Origin of the sequence: Mesorhizobium sp. UC74_2 (assembly GCF_042701485.1) — a bacterium.
GTDB lineage: Bacteria > Pseudomonadota > Alphaproteobacteria > Rhizobiales > Rhizobiaceae > Mesorhizobium.
Genome location: NZ_CP170562.1, coordinates 5,469,165 through 5,489,928, shown reverse-complemented (window position 1 = coordinate 5,489,928; position 20,764 = coordinate 5,469,165). Strand labels below are relative to the sequence as shown.

The 20,764-nt window shown below is 63.7% G+C and carries 17 protein-coding genes; 3 read left to right on the top strand and 14 right to left on the bottom strand.

What is annotated here, in order from left to right:
- Nucleotides 1–6 precede the first annotated feature (6 nt).
- From ACFJIU_RS26675 to cueR, 4 genes are all read right to left on the bottom strand, one after another.
- Nucleotides 7–927 (bottom strand): NAD(P)/FAD-dependent oxidoreductase, encoded by a 921-nt coding sequence (locus tag ACFJIU_RS26675; RefSeq protein WP_379065054.1) that lies wholly within the window; start codon nucleotides 925–927, stop codon nucleotides 7–9.
- A gap of 7 nt (nucleotides 928–934) precedes the next feature.
- Nucleotides 935–1,393 (bottom strand): Rrf2 family transcriptional regulator, encoded by a 459-nt coding sequence (locus ACFJIU_RS26670; RefSeq protein WP_379065052.1) that lies wholly within the window; start codon nucleotides 1,391–1,393, stop codon nucleotides 935–937.
- A gap of 92 nt (nucleotides 1,394–1,485) precedes the next feature.
- A complete protein-coding gene (locus ACFJIU_RS26665; RefSeq protein ID WP_379065050.1) occupies nucleotides 1,486–1,986 on the bottom strand; it encodes an MmcB family DNA repair protein in 501 nt (166 codons plus the stop codon).
- Nucleotides 1,987–2,024: 38 nt separating this feature from the next.
- Nucleotides 2,025–2,426, bottom strand: a complete 402-nt coding sequence (cueR, locus tag ACFJIU_RS26660) for a Cu(I)-responsive transcriptional regulator (RefSeq protein ID WP_379065048.1) — start codon at nucleotides 2,424–2,426, stop codon at nucleotides 2,025–2,027.
- Nucleotides 2,427–2,659: 233 nt separating this feature from the next.
- On the opposite strand from cueR, the gene ACFJIU_RS26655 reads away from it, so the two are divergent.
- Nucleotides 2,660–3,271 carry a L,D-transpeptidase gene (locus ACFJIU_RS26655; RefSeq protein ID WP_379065046.1) on the top strand — a complete coding sequence of 204 codons (612 nt, stop codon included), beginning with the start codon at nucleotides 2,660–2,662 and terminating at the stop codon, nucleotides 3,269–3,271.
- A gap of 168 nt (nucleotides 3,272–3,439) precedes the next feature.
- Here the strand turns inward: ACFJIU_RS26655 and ACFJIU_RS26650 are convergent, their stop codons facing one another.
- The 6 genes from ACFJIU_RS26650 to ACFJIU_RS26625 all read right to left on the bottom strand — a co-directional run bounded on the left by ACFJIU_RS26650 (nucleotide 3,440) and on the right by ACFJIU_RS26625 (nucleotide 11,789).
- Nucleotides 3,440–4,009: a NifU family protein gene (locus ACFJIU_RS26650; protein ID WP_379065044.1), complete on the bottom strand. Its 570-nt coding sequence runs from the start codon at nucleotides 4,007–4,009 to the stop codon at nucleotides 3,440–3,442.
- Between the two features lie 120 nt (nucleotides 4,010–4,129).
- The gene (locus tag ACFJIU_RS26645; RefSeq protein ID WP_129412331.1) at nucleotides 4,130–4,621 is read right to left on the bottom strand and encodes a universal stress protein; all 492 of its coding nucleotides are present in this window, start codon (nucleotides 4,619–4,621) and stop codon (nucleotides 4,130–4,132) included.
- Nucleotides 4,622–4,866: 245 nt separating this feature from the next.
- A complete protein-coding gene (gene trpS, locus ACFJIU_RS26640) occupies nucleotides 4,867–5,934 on the bottom strand; it encodes a tryptophan--tRNA ligase (RefSeq protein ID WP_379065042.1) in 1,068 nt (355 codons plus the stop codon).
- A gap of 116 nt (nucleotides 5,935–6,050) precedes the next feature.
- A complete protein-coding gene (locus tag ACFJIU_RS26635; protein WP_379065040.1) occupies nucleotides 6,051–7,244 on the bottom strand; it encodes an acyltransferase family protein in 1,194 nt (397 codons plus the stop codon).
- Nucleotides 7,245–7,336: 92 nt separating this feature from the next.
- Nucleotides 7,337–8,935: a murein biosynthesis integral membrane protein MurJ gene (gene murJ, locus ACFJIU_RS26630; protein WP_379065038.1), complete on the bottom strand. Its 1,599-nt coding sequence runs from the start codon at nucleotides 8,933–8,935 to the stop codon at nucleotides 7,337–7,339.
- 55 nt (nucleotides 8,936–8,990) lie between these two features.
- A complete protein-coding gene (locus ACFJIU_RS26625) occupies nucleotides 8,991–11,789 on the bottom strand; it encodes a [protein-PII] uridylyltransferase (RefSeq protein ID WP_379065036.1) in 2,799 nt (932 codons plus the stop codon).
- 162 nt (nucleotides 11,790–11,951) lie between these two features.
- Between ACFJIU_RS26625 and ACFJIU_RS26620 the strand changes: the two genes are divergently transcribed.
- Both ACFJIU_RS26620 and ACFJIU_RS26615 read left to right on the top strand, forming a co-directional pair.
- Nucleotides 11,952–14,474 (top strand): heavy metal translocating P-type ATPase, encoded by a 2,523-nt coding sequence (locus tag ACFJIU_RS26620; RefSeq protein WP_379065034.1) that lies wholly within the window; start codon nucleotides 11,952–11,954, stop codon nucleotides 14,472–14,474.
- Between the two features lie 27 nt (nucleotides 14,475–14,501).
- Nucleotides 14,502–14,630, top strand: coding sequence for a hypothetical protein (locus ACFJIU_RS26615; RefSeq protein ID WP_379065032.1), 129 nt, complete (start codon nucleotides 14,502–14,504; stop codon nucleotides 14,628–14,630).
- Nucleotides 14,631–14,709: 79 nt separating this feature from the next.
- Here ACFJIU_RS26615 and nhaA read toward each other — a convergent pair whose 3' ends face one another.
- The 4 genes from nhaA to hrpB all read right to left on the bottom strand — a co-directional run bounded on the left by nhaA (nucleotide 14,710) and on the right by hrpB (nucleotide 20,720).
- A complete protein-coding gene (gene nhaA / locus ACFJIU_RS26610) occupies nucleotides 14,710–15,903 on the bottom strand; it encodes a Na+/H+ antiporter NhaA (RefSeq protein WP_379065030.1) in 1,194 nt (397 codons plus the stop codon).
- 204 nt (nucleotides 15,904–16,107) lie between these two features.
- Entirely contained in the window at nucleotides 16,108–16,671 is a 564-nt protein-coding gene (locus tag ACFJIU_RS26605; protein ID WP_129412325.1) for an ActR/PrrA/RegA family redox response regulator transcription factor, read from the bottom strand.
- Between the two features lie 105 nt (nucleotides 16,672–16,776).
- Complete coding sequence (locus ACFJIU_RS26600; protein ID WP_379065028.1) at nucleotides 16,777–18,108, bottom strand: ActS/PrrB/RegB family redox-sensitive histidine kinase; 1,332 nt, start codon at nucleotides 18,106–18,108, stop codon at nucleotides 16,777–16,779.
- 152 nt (nucleotides 18,109–18,260) lie between these two features.
- Complete coding sequence (gene hrpB / locus ACFJIU_RS26595) at nucleotides 18,261–20,720, bottom strand: ATP-dependent helicase HrpB (RefSeq protein ID WP_379065025.1); 2,460 nt, start codon at nucleotides 20,718–20,720, stop codon at nucleotides 18,261–18,263.
- Between the last annotated feature and the right edge of the window lie 44 nt (nucleotides 20,721–20,764).

Here is a 20,764-nt window from a genome sequence, read left to right as displayed (position 1 = left end):
GCTGGCTCAGGCTGCATCCAGACCTTCGAAGATCAGGCTGTGGTGCACGGCGGCACCCGCGGTGACCCCATCGGCGGAGGCCCAGGTGGCATTGTGCATGCCGCGCGCCGCATCGCCGGCGGCAAAGACGCCGGGCACGCTCGTGGCCTTCTTGCCGTCGGTGGCGATGATCGGGCCGAAGAACCCGTCTTCAAAGGCGCAGCCCAGCTTTTCGGCCAGCGGGCTGGCCATCGCCGTGCGCGGTGTCAGGTAAAGGGCGGTCGTGGCGATCCGCCGACCGTCGGCGAGCACGACCGCCTGTAGCGTCCGCCCCTCGCCTTCCAGGGCCTCGATGCGTGACGGTTCGATGGTGACACCGCGTCGCGCGAGCTTCGCCAGCACACCGGCGTCAGGCATCGGCTGGCCGTTGAGGAACAGCGTCGTCGGACCCCATTCCGTGATCATCAGAGCCTTTTCGGCGCAATGCGGCGTGGTGGCCAGCACGCCGAGCGGCGCGCCGCCGAATTCATAACCGTGGCAATAGGGACAATGCAGCACACTGACGCCCCAGCGCTCGGCCAGGCCGGGCATATCGGGAAGGGTGTCGGTGATGCCTGTCGCAAGGACCAGGCGGGAAGCCTCCAGCGTCGACCCTGATGCGAGCATGACCGTAAAGGCGCCCTCCTGTCCGCCGGCATCCACGGCCTCATCGGCGACAAAATAGACATTGGGATAGGCGGCGAGTTTTTCGCGAGCCGTTTCGATCATGCGGGCAGGCTCGACGCCGTCCTGGCCGAAGAAGCCGTGCGAGGCGGTGGCGAAGCGGTTGCGCGGCTTGCCGGCATCGATGACGGCGACGTTGCGGCGTCCGCGCGCCAGCTGCATGGCTGCGGACAAGCCGGCATAGGAGCCGCCGATCACGACGGCATCGAAGGGTTTTGCAAACATCCGCACATCAGGCTGCATGGGGATTGGCCTTCTTTGTCTTGTTGCGTTTCCAGCGTTCATGAAAATCGGCGGCCAGATCGGCCAGCGTCACCTCGCCGAGCCGCTGGATCAGAAGTGCTTCCGCCTGGCGGAAAGCGTCATTGAGCGCTGCGTTGACCGCCTGCTCCACCAGGCAGTCCGGTGCCTCCTGGCGGTTGCCGAGCGCAAAGACCATCGGCTCGCCGAGCGCTGCGTAGACGTCACGCAGCGAGACGCTGCCGAGGTCGCGGCTGATGGTCCAGCCGCCGCCATGACCGCGTTCGGACTGCACGATGCCCATGTCACGCAGGCCCGCCATGATGCGCCGGATCACCACGGGATTGGTGCTCAGCGTCCTTGAGAGCTGTTCCGAGGTCATCGGCCGACCTTCCTCGGCCATGTGAAGCAGGACGTGCAGGACGCCGGAAAGTCGACTGTCTCGTTTCATGCAACTTTATATGTTACGAGAAAGTCCGAGAGTCAAGGTTGTACGAACCGGCATTCAGAGATCTGCCGGCTTCAGGAACAGGCGGGCAGGCGCTACTCGCTTTCGCCGTCGAGCGCTGGCACGGCAACGCCGGCCAGTTCCGCGGCCAGCAGCCTGGCTGCCCCGGCGCGTGCGATCCTCAGCATCAGTGCCTTGCGGGTGGCGGCCGCGATGCGGTGTTCCGGCGCGTCGCGCAGCATTTCGGCGCCATAGCCGTCGGACAGGATGAAGCCGCATTCCTCGGGGAAGATCTCGGCCGGCACACCGGGATGCGTGGCGAAGAAGAAGCGGTCGCAATGCAGCCGGTAATCCGGCCATTTGCGGTCGACCCGAAAGTCCTCGATCGAGGATTTGACCTCGATGATCCAGATGTCGCCCTGGCGGGTAAGCGCGACGAGGTCGGCGCGCCGTCCGGTCGCCAGCGACAGTTCAGGCAGGACATGCGCGCCCATCTGGGTAAGCAGTCGCTGCACGCCGCGCCGTACCAGCATGGCGCGCTCCGACTGGCGGCCGTCGATCAGCGGATTTGGGGAAAGCGGTGAGACAATGGGCATGACCCATCATGCCCGATTCCGTTCACGGTTTGAACCCTTCAGTCCACCGTCTCCAACTCTCCTGCCATCTCCTCAAGGATCGGGCAGTCCGGGCGATTGTCGCCGTGGCACGCGTGGATCAGCTTGTTCAAAGTCGCCCGCATGGATTGCAATTCGCGCACCTTTTCCTCGATCGCCGAGACGTGCGCGGAGGCTATCGCCCGCACGTCCTGGCTGGCGCGCTCGCGATCCTGGTACAGCGCCATCAATTGGCGGCAGTCGTCGATGGAAAAGCCGAGATTGCGAGCGCGCTTCAGGAAAGCAAGCCGGTGAACGTCGTCGCTCGAGTAGTCGCGATAGCTGTTGTCCGAACGCTCGGGAGAGATCAGTCCGATCTCTTCATAGTAGCGGATGGTCTTGGCCGGCAGTCCGGAGTGGCGGGCGGCGTCGCCGATATTCATGATTTCGTCCTCTGCGGCCTTTGCTGGCGTGTTTATGAGGCCGCTTTCTTTGTTTTTGCTCGATAATCCTGTGACAAATGTTGCCGAAATGCCATAGCCGGTGCCTTACCGGCAGACACACCCCTCCATATAAGCATCGGCTGCTTGGCAAGCAAAAGAAATGCCAGCATGAATGCGTTAACGATTTTTATCGAATCGCCGCGGATCAACGGGACGGAGCGTAGAAACTGTTCATGCGCTTGAAATCTGCCATCGTCGTCGCGGCGCTCGCCGCCTCGCTTGCCGGCTGCAGCACCATCGGCCAGATGCGGCTTTTCACCAACGACTATGGTGGCGTCAGTGACGCCGGCTATCAGCTGCCGCGCATCCCGATCGAGAAGGTCCCGCGCCAGTTCCATCGCCAGATCGTCGCCTACGACACCAATGAGAAGCCGGGTACGATCGTCGTCGATACCGGCAACAAGTTCCTCTATTTCGTGCTGCCGGAAGGCGAAGCGGTGCGCTACGGCATCGGCGTCGGCCGCGAGGGGTTCGAGTGGAATGGGACGGCTCGCGTCGCCATCAAGCGCGAGTGGCCGACCTGGACGCCGCCGTCGCAGATGATCAAGCGCCAGCCGGAACTTGCGCAGTTCCGCAACGGTATGGATCCCGGTCTGAAGAACCCGCTCGGCGCGCGCGCGCTTTATCTGTTCAACAAGGGTGACACCGGCTATCGCCTGCACGGCACGCCGGAATGGTGGTCGATCGGCAAGGCGATGTCTTCGGGCTGCATCCGGTTGATGAACCAGGACATCATCGACCTCTACAACCGTGCCGAAGTCGGCGCCAAGGTCATCGTGATGTAAGCACCTGCCTCCAAGGAAGGTGCAAAGCAGGTTTCGTACGCGGACCGTCTAGGCAACACGGACGTCCCAAACAGAAAACCGGGCATGATGCCCGGTTTTTTGTTGATGGGTCTGGAAACAGAAAACCCGGGACGAGGTCCCGGGTTTTCGCTGGAAGGAAGTCGGCGCTTAGGACACCTGTTCGACATGCTCCACTTCGGGCACGAAGTGACGAAGCAGATTCTGGATGCCGTGTTTCAGCGTCGCGGTCGAGGACGGGCAACCGGCACAGGCGCCCTTCATGTGCAGGAAGACGGTGCCCTTCTCATAGCCGCGAAAGGTGATGTCGCCACCGTCCTGTGCCACCGCAGGCCGAACCCGCGTGTCGAGCAGTTCCTTGATGGTGACGACGATCTCCGCGTCTTCCTTGTCGTAGAACTCGCCTTCGTCGTCGGCGGTGGTCGATGGAGCGGTGCTGGCCATGACCGGCTGACCGGACATGAAGTGTTCCATGATGGCGCCGAGGATCGCTGGTTTCAGATGCTGCCAGTCGGGACCATCCTTGGTCACGGTGATGAAGTCGTAGCCGAAGAACACGCCAGTCACGCCCGGGATTCCGAACAGACGACCGGCCAGCGGTGATGCTTCGCTCGCGGCGCCAGCGTCACGGAAGTCGGCGGTGCCTTCGCGCAGCACTTCCTTGCCGGGCAGGAACTTCAACGTCGCCGGATTGGGGGTCGACTCGGTCTGAATGAACATGGCTGTCTCCGGCCCGTATCGTGCGGGCGATAGTTTGGAATGGTTCTAAATAAGCCCAATCCGCCGGGCATTCAAGCAAAAGCCGGCACGGCTGTCGAATCTAATGCTGATATAGGGCGGTCAGGCCAGGCTTTCGATATCGTCGTCGGAAAGGTTTTGCGGAACGACGGTAACCGGGATCGGGAAAGCTGCGCCTTTGCCGGCGATGGACGCGACCAGCGGGCCGGGCCCTTCCTTGCCGGCGCCTGCCGCCAGAACCAGGATGGCGATATCCTGGTCTTCCTCGATCAGCTTGTGAATCTCCTCGGCGCGCTTGCCTTCGCGGACGACCAGTTCGGGTTCGATACCAACCTTCTGCCGTACCTTGCCGGCATAGGCGTCCAGCGCGGACCGTGCCGTGGTGTTGGCTTCCTCGCGCATGATCTTTTCAACGCCCAGCCAGTGCTGGAAATCGTCCGGCTCGATGACATAGAGCAACACAAGAACGCCGCCTGTGCTCTGCGCACGTTTCGAAGCATAGGCCACGGCGCGCTCGCATTCCGGCGTGTCGTCGATGACCGCCAGGAATTTGCGGCGGTGGCCGGCTTCACGGCTGAGGCGTTTGGAGACCATGGCTATCCTGTTCGATAAGGCAATTCCAGGAAAAGTGCGCGGCGGTTTTCCGTCCGGAATTGCGTAAACAAAAAGTCAGAGCGTTTCTGCCTTTCCGTGAAAAACGGAAACGCTCCAGCTTTGCCGCAATCTGCCACTCGCGCAGGGTCTCTTGCAAGCGGCCCCGCCATGCGGTCAGGCCGAGGCTTTCCTGAAAAAGAAAGGCGACCGTGAGGGTCGCCCTTCAGGATTGGATCAATGGCTTTTCAGCCCTGCAGCAAACCGATGATGTCGCGCACCGTCTTCATGTTGGCCTCGGCCAGCACACCGGCGCGTTCGCCGCCATTGCGCAGCACCCCGTCGATATGGCCGGGATCCGCCATGAGGCGACGCATCTCGCCGGCGATCGGCGCCATCTTCTCGACCGCAAGGTCGGCGAGCGCCGGCTTGAACACCGAGAATTGCTGGCCGCCATATTCCTTCAGCACGGCTTCCTTGCTGGTGTCGGCGAGCCCGGCATAGATGCCGACGAGGTTTTCCGCTTCCGGCCTGCCGGCCAGGCCGGCAATTTCGGAAGGCAGCGCTTCGGGATCGGTCTTCGCCTTCTTGATCTTCTTCGAGATCGAATCGGCATCGTCGGTCAGGTTGATGCGCGACAGGTCGGACGGATCCGATTTCGACATCTTCTTGGATCCGTCACGCAGGCTCATGATGCGTGCGGCCGGCCCGCCGATGACCGGCTCGGTCAGTGGGAAGAAGCCATTCACCGTTTCATCGCCCATCTGGATCTCCACGCCGACGCCGAGCTCGGCAATGCGGTGCGAGAAGTCGTTGTTGAACTTCTGGGCGATGTCGCGGGTGAGCTCCAGATGCTGCTTCTGGTCGTCGCCAACCGGCACATGGGTGGCGCGGTAGACCAGGATGTCGGCAGCCATCAGGCTCGGATAGGCAAGCAGGCCGAGCGAGGCGTTCTCGCGATCCTTGCCGGCCTTGTCCTTGAACTGGGTCATGCGGTTCATCCAGCCGATGCGCGCCACGCAGTTGAACACCCAGGCAAGCTCGGCGTGCTGCATCACGCGGCTCTGGTTGAAGACGATGTGTTTTTCCGGGTCGATGCCGGCGGCCAGGAAGGCGGCGGTGATCTGCCGGGTCTGATCCTTGAGGTCTTCATGCACGAGCTGGGCGGTCAGCGAATGCAGGTCGACGACGCAGTAGATGCAATCCATCGTTTCCTGCAGGGCGACGAACTTCCGGATCGCGCCGAGATAGTTGCCGAGGTGCAGATTGCCGGTCGGCTGCACGCCGGAAAAGATAAGCGGTTTGAAGGCGGTCATGATGGTTTCCTTGGCTTGTGGAGGGCCGTTTCGCGCGCGGCGAAATTTCGGACGGCGCGTTATGGACGAAGCGGGCTTCGCGTTCAAGAGGCGGCGGAATTGCGCGGGTGCGAGAGCTAACCTTCGGCCACAATTGCCGGTTGGCGACCGGCGCTGCCTTTGCGACGGTCCGGCAGGCCGACCAGGATGCGGTAGGGCGCGGGCCAGAGGTCGGCGAGCATGGCTGCAAGCAGCGACCAGCCTGCGGTGATTGCGATCACCAGGCCAAGTTTACTCCACAACGACAGGTCAAGCGGCAGCACATAATACAGCGCCATGACCACGAAGGTCTGGTGGACAATGTAGAGCGGGAAGATCTTGGCATTCAGCCAGGTGAGCGCGGCACTCTTGCGGTTCAGGTGGAGTGCGGCAAAACCGATGGCGGCAAGGATCACCGTCCAGGCCAGCGAGAAGGTCAATGTCTTGTAGAGCACCATCTGCATGCCACCGGTTTCGCCGCCGATGCCGGCGGCCTTGCTCATCCAGGAATAGCGCCACAGCAAGGCGGTCAAGGCAGCGGCAAGGCCAAGGCTGATCCACCGTTTCGCCACGACGGTGGGTACTATGGCGGAGTGATGCTTGGCGACCAGAAAACCCAGGCCGAACCAGCTTGCCCATACCGCGAACCAGGCACCGTCATTGTAGAGAACGTTGGTTTCGCGCGGGAAGAAGGGCAGGAAGATCAGGTGCAGCACGAGCGGCAGCAGCACGAACAGATAGATGGCCGGTGTACGGGCCATCCGCTCGAACCAGTCCGCCAGCCTGTGGCCATGCGAATGGGTGAGCAACCAGAAGATCGGCGTGCAGATTACCGTCATCACCAGCAGGTAGGCGACGAACCACATATGCGCCCAGGAAAAATTGCCGGTCGGGTAGCGGCCTTCAGTGAAATAGCGCAACACCCAGAATTCCAGCAGCGAACCCTGGAAGCGGCCATCAAGCAGGCGCTCGTACCAGACCTGCGGCACGATGATCACGCACATGGCAAAGATCAGCGGCAGGAACAGCCGCACGAAGCGACCTTTCAGGAATTCTACAGCCGTCTGCGAGCGGAAGGCGAACCAGGTGCCCATGCCGGAGACGAAGAACAGCAGCGCCAGCCGCCATGCCCGGGGAAACAAAGTCACCAGCGACAGCGTCTGGCTCTTCTCGGGACTGTTGAACAACCAGTCGAGATCATAGAGAAACGCCGCCGACGAATGATAGAGGATCAGCAGGCCGAAGGCCGAGACGCGCAGCCAGTCGATGTAGTGAAGCCTGGTGTCCTGCATGGGGCCCGCGCTCTCTTTGCGCGAGGCTGTGTTGCCTCGGCCGATCAGGCTCCTCTTAGGCGGGAAACCTTAAAAAATCGGGCTGGGTCGTCTTATTCCATGTCGGCTGGTGTGGCTGGCGTCTTGGCGCCGCCGCGCTTGATGTTGCGGCGGATCATCCCGAGATCGGCGCCGCCGATAGCGAACGCGACCACGAAGTAGATCGCTGCACCGGCCGCGCACAGCGTGGTCAATGTGACCGCCTTGGTGGCCAGGTGCGAGGCCGACGACAGCTCGACAGCAAACCAGCGTTCGCCGAAATAGAGCGCGACGCCCATCAGCACCGCCGCCAGGACCAGCCGGGGGATGCGCTTGAGCAGCGGGATGTCGCGGCCCCAGTGGCCGCGCCTGATCAGCACGGCAAGCAGCATGACGGCGTTGAGCCAGCCTGCCACCGCGGATGCCACCGCTATGCCCGGCGCGCCCATCGACGGAAACAAGGTCAGCGCGACGGCGACGTTCACCACCACCGAAATGGCCGCGAAGATCATTGGCGTGCGCGTATCCTCGCGCGCGAAATAGCCGGGTGTGAACGCCTTGATCAGCACGAAGGCCGGCAGGCCAAGGCCGAAGATTGCAAGGATTGCGGCCACCGTCGGGGTCGAGTTGTTGGCGGCGAAGGCACCACGCTCATAGAGCAGCCGCACGATCGGATCGGACAGCACCAGCAGGGCGGCCGCCGCCGGCAGCGTCATGAACAGCGTGAATTCGACCGAACGGTTCTGCAGGTTGGCGGCCTCGACCATGTTGCCGGATTTCAATGCGCGCGACAGCTCCGGCAGGAGCACGATCGCTACCGCAATGCCAACCACGCCGAGCGGCAGCTGATAGACACGGTCGGCATAGGCAAGCGACGAAACGGCACTGTTCTGGCCGGATGCGATCGCCGTGCCGATCAACTGGTTGATCTGGGTGATGCCACCGGTGATCGCTGCCGGCAGCGCCAGCCACAGCAACCGTTTCACGTTTGGCGTCATGTGCGGCCGCCGGAAGCCGATGCGCATGCCGGCATTGCGGACCGCGATCCAGACGATCGCCAGTTGCACGATACCTGCCGCCAGCACGCCCCAGGCCAGTCCGTAGCCGACATAATGCGCGTCCTTGCCTTCGTACCAGGCATAGGCAAGCACGGCGATGAGGATGATGTTGAGGAATACCGGTGCCACCGCGGCCGCGAAATAGCGGCGCAGCGAATTCAGCATGCCCGCCATCATGGCGCCGAGCGACATGCAGATGAGATAGGGGAACATGATGGTAGCGAGCCGCACCGTCACGTCGAATTTGCCGGGAATATCAGCGAAGCCCGGCGCCACCAGGTAGCGCACGATCAGCGGCATCGCCAGTTCCATGGCGATCGTCAGCACCAGCAGCACCGAAAACAGGACGCCGAAGACTTCCTCGGAGAAGCGCTTGGCACCGTCGATGCCATTCGCCTCGATCTCCTTGGAGAACAGCGGCACGAAGGCGGCGTTGAAGGCGCCCTCCGCGAACAGGCGGCGGAAGGTGTTGGGCAGCTGGAATGCCGCGTTGAACGCGTCCGCCACCGGTCCGGTGCCGAGCGCGGCCGCCATGAACATCTCGCGCGTGAAGCCGAGGATGCGGCTCATCAGCGTGCCCGAGGCAACCGTCGCGAATTTCTTGACGAGGCTCATGCAGCGGTCCTGTGCCAGGCACTGGTAAAGAAACGATGAGGCATGGGTTCTACCGTTATTCCGCCGCGGCCTTGGTTTTACTGCGCGCGCCGTGGTTTCCCTCCAGCGTCGCGATCAGCCGCTCGCGGATGGTCTTCAGCCGGTTCGGGCTCTCGATCTTCTGGTTGGTCAGATCGGTGACATAGAAGGTGTCGATCACCTTCTCGCCGAAAGTGGTGATGTGCGCCGAGGCAATGTCGAGGGACAGGTCAGAAAGTGTGCCGGTGATCTCGGAGAGCAGGCCCGGCCGGTCCAGTCCCTCGACCTCGATCACCGAAAAGCGGTTTGACAGCGTGTTGCGGATTTCGGCGCGCGGCTGGATGCGGAACGTCTTGGCGCCGCGTTTGGGCTTGGTGCGCTTCTCGATCATTTCCGGCAGCCAGGCCCGGCCCGACAGGACGTCTTCGATCAGCTTGCCGACGCGTTCCCCGCGTCTGCGCTCGTCTTCGTCGCGGTCGAATTCCCGGTTGATCAGGATCGTGTCCAGGGCGCGGCCATCGGCGGTGGTGAAGATCTGCGCATCGACGATGTTGCCGCCGGCAGCCGCGCATGCTCCTGCGATGACCGAAAGCAGGCGCGGGTGGTCCTGCGCCAGCACGGTTACCTCGGTGACCGCCTCGAACTCGTGCGTCTTGACCATTGTGGCGAGTTTTTTGCCGGCAGCATCGGCCTCGCGCACGAAGGCGGCGTGGCGTAGCTGATCCTTCAGGTCGACGGTGAGCAGATAGTTTTCATAGTGCAGGCCGACGAGATGCTTGCGCTCTTCCTGCGGCCAGTCGGACAAGGCCTCCTCCAGCCGCTCGCGCGCCGCGGCCGTGCGTTCGGCGCGCGACATTTCGGAGAAACCGCCAGTCAGGAGCAGCTCCGTTTCGTAATAGAGCGTGCGCAGCAGTTGGCCCTTCCAGCCGTTCCAGACACCGGGGCCGACGCCGCGGATGTCGCAGACGGTGAGGATGAGCAGCATTTTAAGCCGTTCCACCGACTGCACGACATTGGCGAAATCCTCGATCGTCTTGCGGTCGTTGAGGTCGCGCGTCTGTGCCGTCATCGACATGATCAGATGGTTTTCCACGAGCCAGGCAACGGTTTCGGTGTCGGTGGCGGAAAGGCCCATGTGCGGGCAGAGGCGCCGGGCGATTTTCGCACCGGCTTCGGAATGATCCTCGGGCCGGCCCTTGGCGATGTCGTGCAGCAGTACGGCGACGTAAAGCGCCTCACGCTGGTTCTTCAACTCACCGATCAGCTTGTGCGAGAGCGGATGGATCTTCTCGCCGCCGCCCCGCTCGATCTCGGACAGCACGTCGATGCAGCGCAACAGATGCTCGTCCACGGTATAGTGGTGATACATGTTGAACTGCATCATGGCGACGATCTTGCCGAAGTCCGGGATCAGCTTGCCGAGCAGACCGGCCTCGTTCATGCGGCGCAGGTTTAGTTCCGGCTGGCGGTCCGAGGTCAGGATGTCGAGGAACAGCCGGTTGGCCTCGGGATCGCGGCGCAGGTTGCGGTCGACCAGCTTGAGTGAGCGGGTCACCAGCTTCAACGCATCCGGGTGGTACTCCAGCGCGTGCCGGTCGGCAAACCAGAACAGCCGCAACAGGTTGACCGGATCGCGGTCGAAGACCTTGCTGTCGGCGATGTTGATGCGATCGTTGTCGACGATGAAATCGGCGGTCCCGGCCAGCTTGCGGCGGCGGCGCGAGAAGGTCAGGAACAGGCGGTTGAAGCCGGACACGTGGCTCGCCTGTTCTTCCTCGAGCGCCGCGCAGAAGATGCGGGTCAGGTCGCCGACATCCTTGGCGACCAGGAAGTAGTGTTTCATGAAGCGTTCGACGGCCGAAAGGCCGGGATGGCTCTTGTAGCCTAGCCGTTCGGCGATATCGCGCTGGATATCGAAATGCAGCCGCTCCTCGGCCTTGCCAGTCAGGAAATGCATGTGGCAGCGCACTGCCCAGAGGAAGTCCTCGGCCTTCTGGAACTGGGCGAACTCGTCGCTCGTGAACACGCCCTGGGCGACCAGTTCCTCCACCGTACGCTCGCGGTAGAAATATTTGCCGATCCAGAACAGCGTCTGCAGGTCGCGCAGGCCGCCTTTTCCGTCCTTGATGTTGGGCTCGACCAGATAGCGGCTCTCGCCACCCTTGCGGTGCCGTTCGTCGCGCTCGGCCAGCTTGGCCTGTGCGTATTCGGCGCCTGTGTTGCGCACCACTTCGCGGTCGAAACGGGTGATCAACTCGTCGCACAGTGCCTTTTCGCCCCAGACGAAGCGGGCTTCCAGCACTGCGGTACGGATCGTCATATCCGACCGCGACAGCCTGAGGCATTCTTCGATGTTGCGGGTGGCGTGGCCGACCTTCAGGCCCATGTCCCACAACATGTAGAGCATGTATTCGACGATCTGCTCGCCCCAGGGGGTCTGCTTGTAAGGCAGCAGGAAAAGCAGGTCGATGTCGGAGCCTGGTGCCAGCGTACCGCGTCCGTAGCCACCGACGGCGACGATCGCCATGCGCTCGGCGGAGGACGGATTCTTGGCGCGATAGACATGGCTGACAGCGAAATCGTAGAGCGCGGCGATGACCTCGTCCATCAGATGCGAGAGCCGTGCTGCGCAGGCCGTGCCGCCGCCGTCGACCATCAGCAGGCGTTCGGCGGCCTTGCGGCCTTCGAACATCTTGGCTTTGAGCAGCTTCAGCACGGCTGTGCGTACCGCTACGCCCGATCCGTCGCCGCCTGTGTCGGCGGTCAGCGCCGACAGTTCCTCGCGCAGCCGCCTGCCGTCGATAATCTCGTCAAGCTTGAGGGGAATCTTCGCCATTGGCCTTCAGCAGCGCCTTTCCGGCGGCGTCTATAGCCTGTTTTGACGGCTATGGGTATGGGCACCCGCCAGCCTGAAGGCGACGCATGATTTGCCCCTTGACCTTCCAGTTACTGGAAGCCCTATCTGCAGTCAAAAGCGGAAGAACCAAGGGATTCGGCTATGACGAAGGCGCATGACGGGCATCACGACCACAGCCACCATCAACACGCCAGGGATGGGTCGTGCTGTTCGGGCGCCAAGCCTGCAAGCGACGCGGTCCTGCGCGATCCGGTCTGCGGCATGGAGGTCAGCCCGAATGCCGGCAAGCCGACCCTCGAGCGTGGCGGGCGCCTTTTCCACTTCTGCTCGGAAGGTTGTCGCGGCAAGTTCGAAGCGCATCCCGAGGCGTTCCTCACCGCCAAGGATCCGGTCTGCGGCATGGATGTGGACCGTGCCAGCGCCAGGCATTTCCTGCGCCATGAAGGCGAGAAATTCTATTTCTGCTCGGAACGCTGCCAGACGAAATTCGAGGCCGACCCCAAGGCCTATCTCGGCGACCGTCCAACGCCCGCGCCTCTGCCCGCGGGCAGCCAATACACCTGCCCAATGCATCCCGAGATCATCCGTGACAAACCCGGATCCTGCCCGATCTGCGGCATGGCGCTGGAGCCGATGATGCCGACGGGCGAGGAAGGTCCCAATCCGGAGCTGGTCGATTTCACCCGCCGCTTCTGGGTAAGCGCGGTCCTTTCCATTCCCCTCCTGGTCATCACCATGGGGCCAATGGTCGGCCTGCCGTTCCTGCGTGACTGGCTGGGCGAACAGGCCGCTGTCTGGGTCGAGCTCGTTCTGGCGACACCGGTGGTGCTGTGGGCGGCGCTGCCCTTCTTCGAACGCGGCTGGGCCTCCATCGTCAACCGCAGCCCGAACATGTGGACGCTGATCTCGCTCGGCGTCGGCGCAGCCTATATCTACAGCGTCGTCGCCACGCTGTTCCCGGACATCTTCCCGCATCAGTTCCGTGGCCATGGTGGCGCTGTGCCGGTGTATTTCGAGGCCGCCGCCGTCATCATCGCACTGGTCTTCCTTGGTCAGGTGCTGGAATTGCGCGCGCGCGAAAAGACCGGTTCCGCGATCCGGGCGCTGCTCGACCTCGCCCCGAAGACGGCGCGATTGATTGGCGCCGACGGTTCCGAGAAGGATGTGCCGCTTGACCAGGTCAAGGGCGGCGACCGGCTGCGCGTGCGGCCGGGCGAAGCGGTGCCGGTGGATGGCATCGTGCTGGAGGGCCGCTCCTCCGTCGACGAATCGATGATTACCGGCGAGCCGGTGCCGGTCGAGAAGATCGAGGGCGATGCGCTGACCGGTGGCACGCTGAACAAGAATGGCTCATTGGTCATGCTGGCCGAGAAGGTCGGTTCGGAGACGACGCTCGCCCGCATCGTCGAACTGGTCGCCAAGGCGCAGCGCAGTCGTGCACCGATCCAGAGCCTGGCCGATCGTGTGTCCTTCTATTTCGTCCCGGCGGTCGTGCTGATCGCCATTGTCGCCTTCATTGCCTGGGCGGTGTTCGGGCCCGAGCCCAGCCTGGTATTTGCCATTGTCGCGGCCGTGTCGGTGCTGATCATCGCCTGTCCCTGTGCGCTGGGACTTGCGACGCCGATGTCGATCATGACCGCCACCGGGCGTGGCGCGCAGGCCGGCGTGTTGATCAAGGATGCCGCCGCGCTGGAGCGTTTCGCCTCGGTGAACACGTTGGTGGTCGACAAGACCGGCACGCTCACCGAAGGCAAGCCGAAGCTCACCGACGTCATCGCGGTGGACGGTGTGTCCGGCGAGGAACTCCTTGGATTGGCGGCGGCGCTGGAGAAGGGTTCAGAGCATCCGCTCGCCGAGGCGATCGTCGACGGCGCCGAGGAGCGCGGCCTGAAGATCGCGGGCGCCGCCGACTTCGAGGCCGTCACCGGCAAGGGCGTGTCCGGCACCGTATCCGGCCACAAGGTGGCGCTAGGCAACCTGGCCATGATGACGGACCTCGGACTGGATGCCGGCACCCTCGCCGATCGTGCCGGCGCGCTGCAGATCGAAGGCAAGACAGCCATGTATGTGGCGATCGACGGCAGGCTGGCGGGCATCGTTGCGGTTGCCGATCCGATCAAGGCCACCGCCGCCGAAGCAATCCGCGCCCTGCATGATGAGAACATCACCGTGGTGATGGCGACCGGCGACAATGAGCGCACGGCCAAGGCGATTGCCAAGCGGCTCGGCATCGACCAGGTGCGCGCCAACATGCTGCCTGAGCACAAGAGCGCGCTGATCGAGGAACTGCGCAGCCGCGGCGGCGTCGTCGCCATGGCAGGCGACGGCGTCAACGATGCGCCGGCGCTGGCCGCTTCGGATGTCGGTATCGCCATGGGAACGGGCGCCGACGTGGCGATGGAAAGCGCCGGCATCACTCTGGTGAAGGGCGACCTCACCGGCATCGTGCGGGCGCGCAAGCTTGCCAAGGGCACGCTGGCCAACATCCGCCAGAACCTGTTCTTCGCGTTCCTGTACAACGTCGCCGGCGTTCCGGTGGCCGCTGGCGTGCTTTATCCGGTGTTCGGGGCGCTTCTGTCGCCGATGCTGGCAGCAGCGGCGATGAGCCTGTCTTCGGTATCGGTCATTGCCAATTCACTGAGATTGCGCACACTCAGGCTTTGATTCTTGCGGCATCCTTCCTCTGGACGGATGCCTGCCCAGGCACCACTTAGGGCCTGCAACAAGGAGACGCGAATGAACCTGATGAAGAAGATCGTCCTCGCCCTGATGGCGGCCGGCATGCTGGTTGCAGTGTTGCTGGAAACCGCGCCAGCCTAGGATTGCCGGCGGGCAATCCGGTCAAGTCAGATTTCACAAAAGCCGGCGTCTTCGTCACGAAGCGCCGGCTTTTTTGTGCTTATTCGTCTTCGCCGTGATCCGCGACACCTGGGGCCGCCAGAAGCAGAGCCGCGCCTGCCAGCGCCGCGACCAGCGAACCGGCGAGGATGCCGACCTTGACCGCATCCTGCAGCGCCGGGTTGTCGGCAAAGGCCAGCAGCCCGATGAACAGGCTCATCGTGAAGCCGATGCCGCACAGAAGCGCTATACCGGTCATCTGCATCCAGCCGGCACGCACCGGCAGGTCGGCCAGGCCGAGCTTGATCGCCAATGCCGACGCGCCGAGCACACCCACCAGCTTGCCGACGACAAGGCCGGCGGCGACGCCGAGCGTCAGCGGCTCGATCAATGTCGCTGGCGTGAAGCCGGCCAGCGAAACGCCGGCATTGGCAAAGCCGAAGATCGGGATGATGATCAGCGGCACGAAACGGTGCAGCGCGTGCTCCAGCCGATGCAGCGGCGAATGCTCCAGGTCGTGCGCGATGCCGGGCGTTGCCCTGAGCGGAATGGTCAGCGCCAGCGCGACGCCGGCAAGGGTGGCGTGCACACCCGACTTCAGCACCAGCACCCACAACACCGCGCCGAGCACGAGATAGGGCGCGAGCGACAACACACCCATGCGGTTGAGCGCGATCAGGATGACGATGACGGCCAGCGCTGCGGCGAGATAGGCGAGCGAGAGGCCGCTTGTGTAGAACAATGCGATGATGATGACGGCACCGAGATCGTCGATGATGGCGAGTGCTGTCAGGAACACCTTGAGCGAGGCCGGGACGCGGTTGCCGAGCAACGAGAGCACGCCGAGCGCAAAGGCGATGTCGGTGGCGGTCGGGATCGCCCAGCCGGGCAGGGCCGCTGCATTGTCCCGGTTGATGACGATATAGACCAGCGCCGGCACAACCATGCCGCCGGCGGCCGCGATGCCCGGCAGCATGCGGCGCGGCCAGGTCGACAGCTGGCCATCCAGCATCTCGCGCTTGATCTCCAGGCCGACTAGCAGGAAGAACACCGCCATCAGCGCGTCGTTCACCCAGTGCAGCACGCTGAGCGGGCCAAGATAGGCATGCAGGGCGGCGAAATAGGTTTCCGCCAACGGCGAATTGGCGACGATCAGCGCAAGTGCCGCAGCCGCGATCAGGATGATGCCGCCCGCGGCCTCGCCGTCCAGGAATTCGCGGAAAACCGAGATCGGACGCGGGTTGTCGTTCACCATGTCTGCTCCTTAGGCAATTCCGGAAAGTGCTTGGCTGTTTTGCGTCCGGAAAAGTTGGAGCGTTTCCGCGTTTCGGTGAAAAGCGGAACGCTCTGGATCGGGTTGTGGCTGGGCCGATGATGCCGAAGGCAGGGCGATGCGGCAAGCAAAGCCGCGTCGCCTGCGACAATAATGGCGGGGTCTGGACGGATTCTCGCCGAAAAATCAGCGCGGGGCGCGTTTGGCCAGGATGCGCTGCAGCGTGCGGCGGTGCATGTTCAGCCGACGCGCGGTCTCCGAAACGTTGCGTTCGCACATTTCATAGACACGCTGGATATGTTCCCAACGTACCCGGTCGGCCGACATCGGATTTTCCGGGGGCACGACGCGTTCGGCGCCGGTGCGCGTCAGCGCCGCAAAGATATCGTCGGCGTCGGCGGGCTTGGAAAGATAGTCGATGGCGCCGAGCTTCACCGCTGTCACCGCGGTGGCGATGTTGCCGTAGCCGGTCAGGATGATGGCACGCGCATCAGCGCGTTTCTCGCGGATCGCGGCAACGACGTCGAGCCCGCTGCCGTCGCCGAGACGCATGTCGACGACAGCATAGGCCGGCGGATTGGCGCGGGCCTTCACCAGCGCTTCCTCGACGCTTTCGGCGGTCTCGACCACGAAACCGCGTCCTTCCATGGCGCGTGCCAGGCGGGTGAGAAATGGCTTGTCGTCCTCGACGATCAACAGCGAGGTATCGTCGCCCGTCACCATGCTGCCTTGGGCATCTTCACCGCTCATGATGGTCCTTGTCCTTCTTCTTTATTTTTCGGCTCAGATATAGCGACTAAGCCGTAATTGTCCAATTTTGAGCGGTTTTCAGCCCGGTTTCAGGGGCGTTCTGCGTTATTCCGCCGCATCGAAACCAGCAGGATGCATCGCCGCTGCATTGACGAACACCTCGCGCGGCCAGTCGATGCGCACCACGGCTCCTTCGCCGGGGCCGCCCGAATTCTGGAATTCGATATTCGCGCCTGAACGTTCGATCAGTGTCTTGGCGATGAACAGGCCGAGCCCGAGCCCGCCGCCGCCACGTTCGGTTCCTTGCCTGGTCGACATATAGGGCTCGCCGATGCGGTCGATGATCTCCGGCGGAAAACCGCGCCCGTCGTCGGTGATCGACAGCGTCACACGCTGATCGTTCCAGCCCCAGCGCACGGTGATCGAGGAGCGGGCGAAGTCGACCGCGTTTTCGACCAGATTGCCGAGCCCATAGAGCACGCCGGGATTGCGGCGGCTTACAGGCTCGGTACCGATGCATTCGCCTGGCTGCAGGTCGATCTTGATGCCGAAGTCGCGATGCGGCGTCACCACCTCCTCGACCAGCGAGGTCAACGACAGCTGTGCAAGCAGCGGCTCGCCTTCCGAGGAGAGATTGGTCAGGCGCTTGAGGATTTCGCGGCAGCGTTCGCTCTGGCTGCGTAGCAGGGAAACATCCTCGCGGTACTTCGGATCCTTGCCCAGCGTCTTTTCCATCTCGCGTACCACCAGCGTGATGGTGGCGAGCGGAGTACCCAGTTCATGCGCAGCGGCGGCCGCCAGGCCGTCGAGCGCCGAAAGATGCTGCTCGCGCTGCAGCACCAGTTCCGTGGCGGCTAGCGCGTTGGCCAGCTGACGCGCTTCCTTGGCGACACGGAAGGCATAGATGCCAGTGAAGGCGATTGAACACAGCACCGCCACCCATACGCCTGCCACATAGGGAACTGGCATCACCAGCGTAATGTTCTCATACCAGGGCAAGGATTCATGGAAGAAGACAAGCAGCGTCGCTGCAGCGACGACCAATGCACCGAGAATGGCCGTGAGCCGCAGCGGCAATGACGTTGCCGAGATGACGACCGGCACGGTGAGCAGCAGCGCGAACGGGTTGGTGAGGCCGCCGGTAAGATAGAGCAACCCCGCAAGCTGCAGACTGTCGAACACCAGGATGCCGAAGGCGGCGGGCGGCGCCAGCCGATGCGCGGCGGGGTAGCGGAAGGCCAGGAACAGGTTCATCCAGGCCGAACAGGCGATCAGCGTGAAGCAGAAGCTCACCGGCAGCGGGAATTTCAGCACATAGGCGACGACCAGAACGGTCATGCTCTGTCCGACGATGGCCAGCCAGCGCAGCCAGATCAACGTGTTGAGCCGCAACCGGTCCGTCGGCTGGAAGTCGGGAGAGCGCTGGATCTTGATCATCAGGTCTTCTATCGCGGGTGCCTTGACGGCGCCAGTTCGGTACCCGGAGCGTTTCCGTTTTTCACGGAACTGCGGAACCGCTCTAACTCTCTGTTTTTATACAATTCCAGACACAAACCGCTGTGCACTTCTGCAGGAATTGCTTTGGCAAATCAGGTGCCGCGCGGCTTGGCGCGGCTGGTGGCGGCCGCCTCGAGCGGATTTTCCGGCCAGACATGTTTCGGGTAGCGGCCGCGCATGTCGGAGCGCACGTCGGTCCAGGAACCGCGCCAGAAGCCGGGCAGATCGCGTGTCGTCTGGATCGGCCGATGTGCGGGCGACAGCAGTTCCAGGGTCAACGGCACTGTGCCATTGGCGATTGAGGGGTGGCGATCGAGGCCGAACAGTTCCTGGACGCGAATGGCCAGCACCGGTGTTTCGCCGTCATAACGGATCGGCACATGGCTGCCGGACGGCGCGTCGAAATGCGTCGGTGCGAGTGTGTCGATCCTGCGTTGAAGGTCGTGCGGCACCAGCGCGATCAGGCCGCTCGTCAAGGCGCTTCCCGAGATGGCGTTGAGCGAAGCCTCGCCGCTCAGGAAGGGCGCCAGCCAGTCATCGAGCCGTTCGATCAATGCATCGTTGGTCATGTCCGGCCATGGCGCGCCAAGGCCGCGATGCAGCCAGGCAAGGCGGTTGCGCAGGCTTTCGGCTTCCTTGCTCCACGGCAGCAGGGCAAGGCCGTGTTCGCGGATCGCTTCGATGACGGCATTGTCGGCATCTGCTCCCACCGGAGCAGGCAGCATCCGTTCAGCCAGCACGATGGCGCCGAGGCGAACCGTCTCGCGCACGCGCACCGAGCGCCTTTCCCGATCGAAACTGGTTTCGCGGCGTGTTTCGATGCGGTCGGAAAGCGCTTCGCGGATTTCCTGCTCGCTCACCGGCGCTGCTGCGGTGATGCGGGCGTTCTGCGCCCTGCCCTGCAGATCGGCCACGACCAGAAATGTCTCGCCGGCGAGCCCATCGGCCGTATCCAGCATGGCGCCGGACCCGTTGGCGAGCACGAAACGCCCGCGCTCGCCACGCGCCCTGGCGACACGATCGGGCCAGGCATTGAGAAGAAGCGCCCCTGTGCTGACCGTTTCGGGTGCCGTGGAAGAAACAGTGCGTGCCAGCCTGTCGGCCAGTTGCCGCGCGGCGTTGGCGTGGGGCGAACGATCGGAAGCGAAACGCATCAGGCGCCGTTCCAGGTCGGCGCTGTCGCCACCCAGCCCGCGCTCGGTGAGAAGGACCGCCAGCCGTGCCGCGTCTGCTGCACGGCCGTGGTCGGCAGCCTCGGCCACCATATGGGCGAGGCGCACCGGCAGCGCGAGCTTGCGCATGGCGGAACCGGCTTCGGTCAGGCGTCCGGCATCGTCGATCGCATGCAAGGCCCTCAGCAGCGTACGTGCTTCTGCCAGCGCCGGCGCTGGCGGCGCGTCCAGGAAGGAAAGGCTGGCCGGATCTGCGACACCGAAAGCGGCGCAATCCAGCATCAGACCGGAAAGATCGGCTTCGAGCATCTCGGGTGGTGTGAAGGCCGGCAGTGCCGCGGTCTGTTCGGAACGCCAGAGCCGGATGGCAACGCCCGGCTGTGTGCGCCCGGCGCGGCCGGCGCGCTGTTCGGCGGAGGCGCGCGAGGCGCGCACGGTCTCCAGCCGCGTCAGGCCGCTCGCCGGTTCATATTTCGGCAGCCGTGACAGCCCGGAATCGATGACGACGCGCACGCCGTCTATGGTGATCGAGGTTTCGGCGATCGCGGTTGCCAGCACAACCTTGCGCCGACCTTCCGCCGCTGGGCGAATGGCGGCGTCCTGCGCCTTGCCGTCGAGCTGGCCGTAAAGGGGAACGACATCGGTGCCGGCACCGACGCGGCCTTCGAGTTGTGCCGCCGTGCGCTCGATCTCACGCTGTCCGGGCAGGAAGGCGAGGACGCTGCCGGGTTCATCCACGAGTGCCGTTCGCACCGCCCTGGCCATCGCTTCTTCGACAGGCATACCCGAGGGGCGCTCGTCGTAGCGGATTTCGACGGGAAAGCTGCGCCCCTCGCTTTCGATGACGGGAGCACCGGACAAAAGTTTCGCCACACGTGCGCCGTCGAGGGTCGCCGACATCACCAGAAGGCGCAGGTCCGGTCGCAGCGCGCCCTGGACATCGAGGGCGAGCGCCAGTCCGAAGTCGCCATCCAGCGAGCGCTCGTGGAATTCATCGAAAATCACCGCCGACACGCCCGGCAGTTCCGGGTCATCGAGGATCATGCGCGCCAGAACGCCCTCGGTGACGACTAGGATGCGTGTCCTGGCCGACGCGCGGTTTTCCATGCGCATGGCGTAGCCGACCGTGCCGCCAGGCTCCTCACCGAGCTGGGCAGCCATGCGCCTGGCGGCTGCGCGGGCGGCAAGCCTGCGCGGTTCGAGCAGCACGATCTTTCCGGAGCCGAGCCAGGAGGCGTCGAGCAGGGCGAGTGGCACCAAAGTCGTCTTGCCTGCTCCGGGCGGTGCGACCAGCACGGCGCTGCTGCCATTGTCCAGCGCCGCAGTCAGCGCGGGCAATACGGCGGTAACGGGCAGATAAGGCAGGCGCGGCGGGCCCATCAGGCAGATGCCTGCGAGCGCCGAACACACGCTTCAGGGGCCGA

Coding starts and splice junctions, on each gene's coding strand:
- ACFJIU_RS26620 (WP_379065034.1), top strand. CDS start 11,952: ATGACGAAGGCGCATGACGGGCATCACGACCACAGCCACCATCAACAC.
- ACFJIU_RS26600 (WP_379065028.1), bottom strand. CDS start 18,108: ATGATCAAGATCCAGCGCTCTCCCGACTTCCAGCCGACGGACCGGTTG.
- trpS (WP_379065042.1), bottom strand. CDS start 5,934: ATGACCGCCTTCAAACCGCTTATCTTTTCCGGCGTGCAGCCGACCGGC.
- ACFJIU_RS26635 (WP_379065040.1), bottom strand. CDS start 7,244: ATGCAGGACACCAGGCTTCACTACATCGACTGGCTGCGCGTCTCGGCC.
- ACFJIU_RS26645 (WP_129412331.1), bottom strand. CDS start 4,621: ATGGTCTCCAAACGCCTCAGCCGTGAAGCCGGCCACCGCCGCAAATTC.
- hrpB (WP_379065025.1), bottom strand. CDS start 20,720: ATGGGCCCGCCGCGCCTGCCTTATCTGCCCGTTACCGCCGTATTGCCC.
- ACFJIU_RS26655 (WP_379065046.1), top strand. CDS start 2,660: ATGCGCTTGAAATCTGCCATCGTCGTCGCGGCGCTCGCCGCCTCGCTT.
- ACFJIU_RS26665 (WP_379065050.1), bottom strand. CDS start 1,986: ATGCCCATTGTCTCACCGCTTTCCCCAAATCCGCTGATCGACGGCCGC.
- ACFJIU_RS26650 (WP_379065044.1), bottom strand. CDS start 4,009: ATGTTCATTCAGACCGAGTCGACCCCCAATCCGGCGACGTTGAAGTTC.
- ACFJIU_RS26615 (WP_379065032.1), top strand. CDS start 14,502: ATGCCTGCCCAGGCACCACTTAGGGCCTGCAACAAGGAGACGCGAATG.
- murJ (WP_379065038.1), bottom strand. CDS start 8,935: ATGAGCCTCGTCAAGAAATTCGCGACGGTTGCCTCGGGCACGCTGATG.
- cueR (WP_379065048.1), bottom strand. CDS start 2,426: ATGAATATCGGCGACGCCGCCCGCCACTCCGGACTGCCGGCCAAGACC.
- ACFJIU_RS26605 (WP_129412325.1), bottom strand. CDS start 16,671: ATGAGCGGTGAAGATGCCCAAGGCAGCATGGTGACGGGCGACGATACC.
- ACFJIU_RS26675 (WP_379065054.1), bottom strand. CDS start 927: ATGTTTGCAAAACCCTTCGATGCCGTCGTGATCGGCGGCTCCTATGCC.
- nhaA (WP_379065030.1), bottom strand. CDS start 15,903: ATGGTGAACGACAACCCGCGTCCGATCTCGGTTTTCCGCGAATTCCTG.
- ACFJIU_RS26625 (WP_379065036.1), bottom strand. CDS start 11,789: ATGGCGAAGATTCCCCTCAAGCTTGACGAGATTATCGACGGCAGGCGG.
- ACFJIU_RS26670 (WP_379065052.1), bottom strand. CDS start 1,393: ATGAAACGAGACAGTCGACTTTCCGGCGTCCTGCACGTCCTGCTTCAC.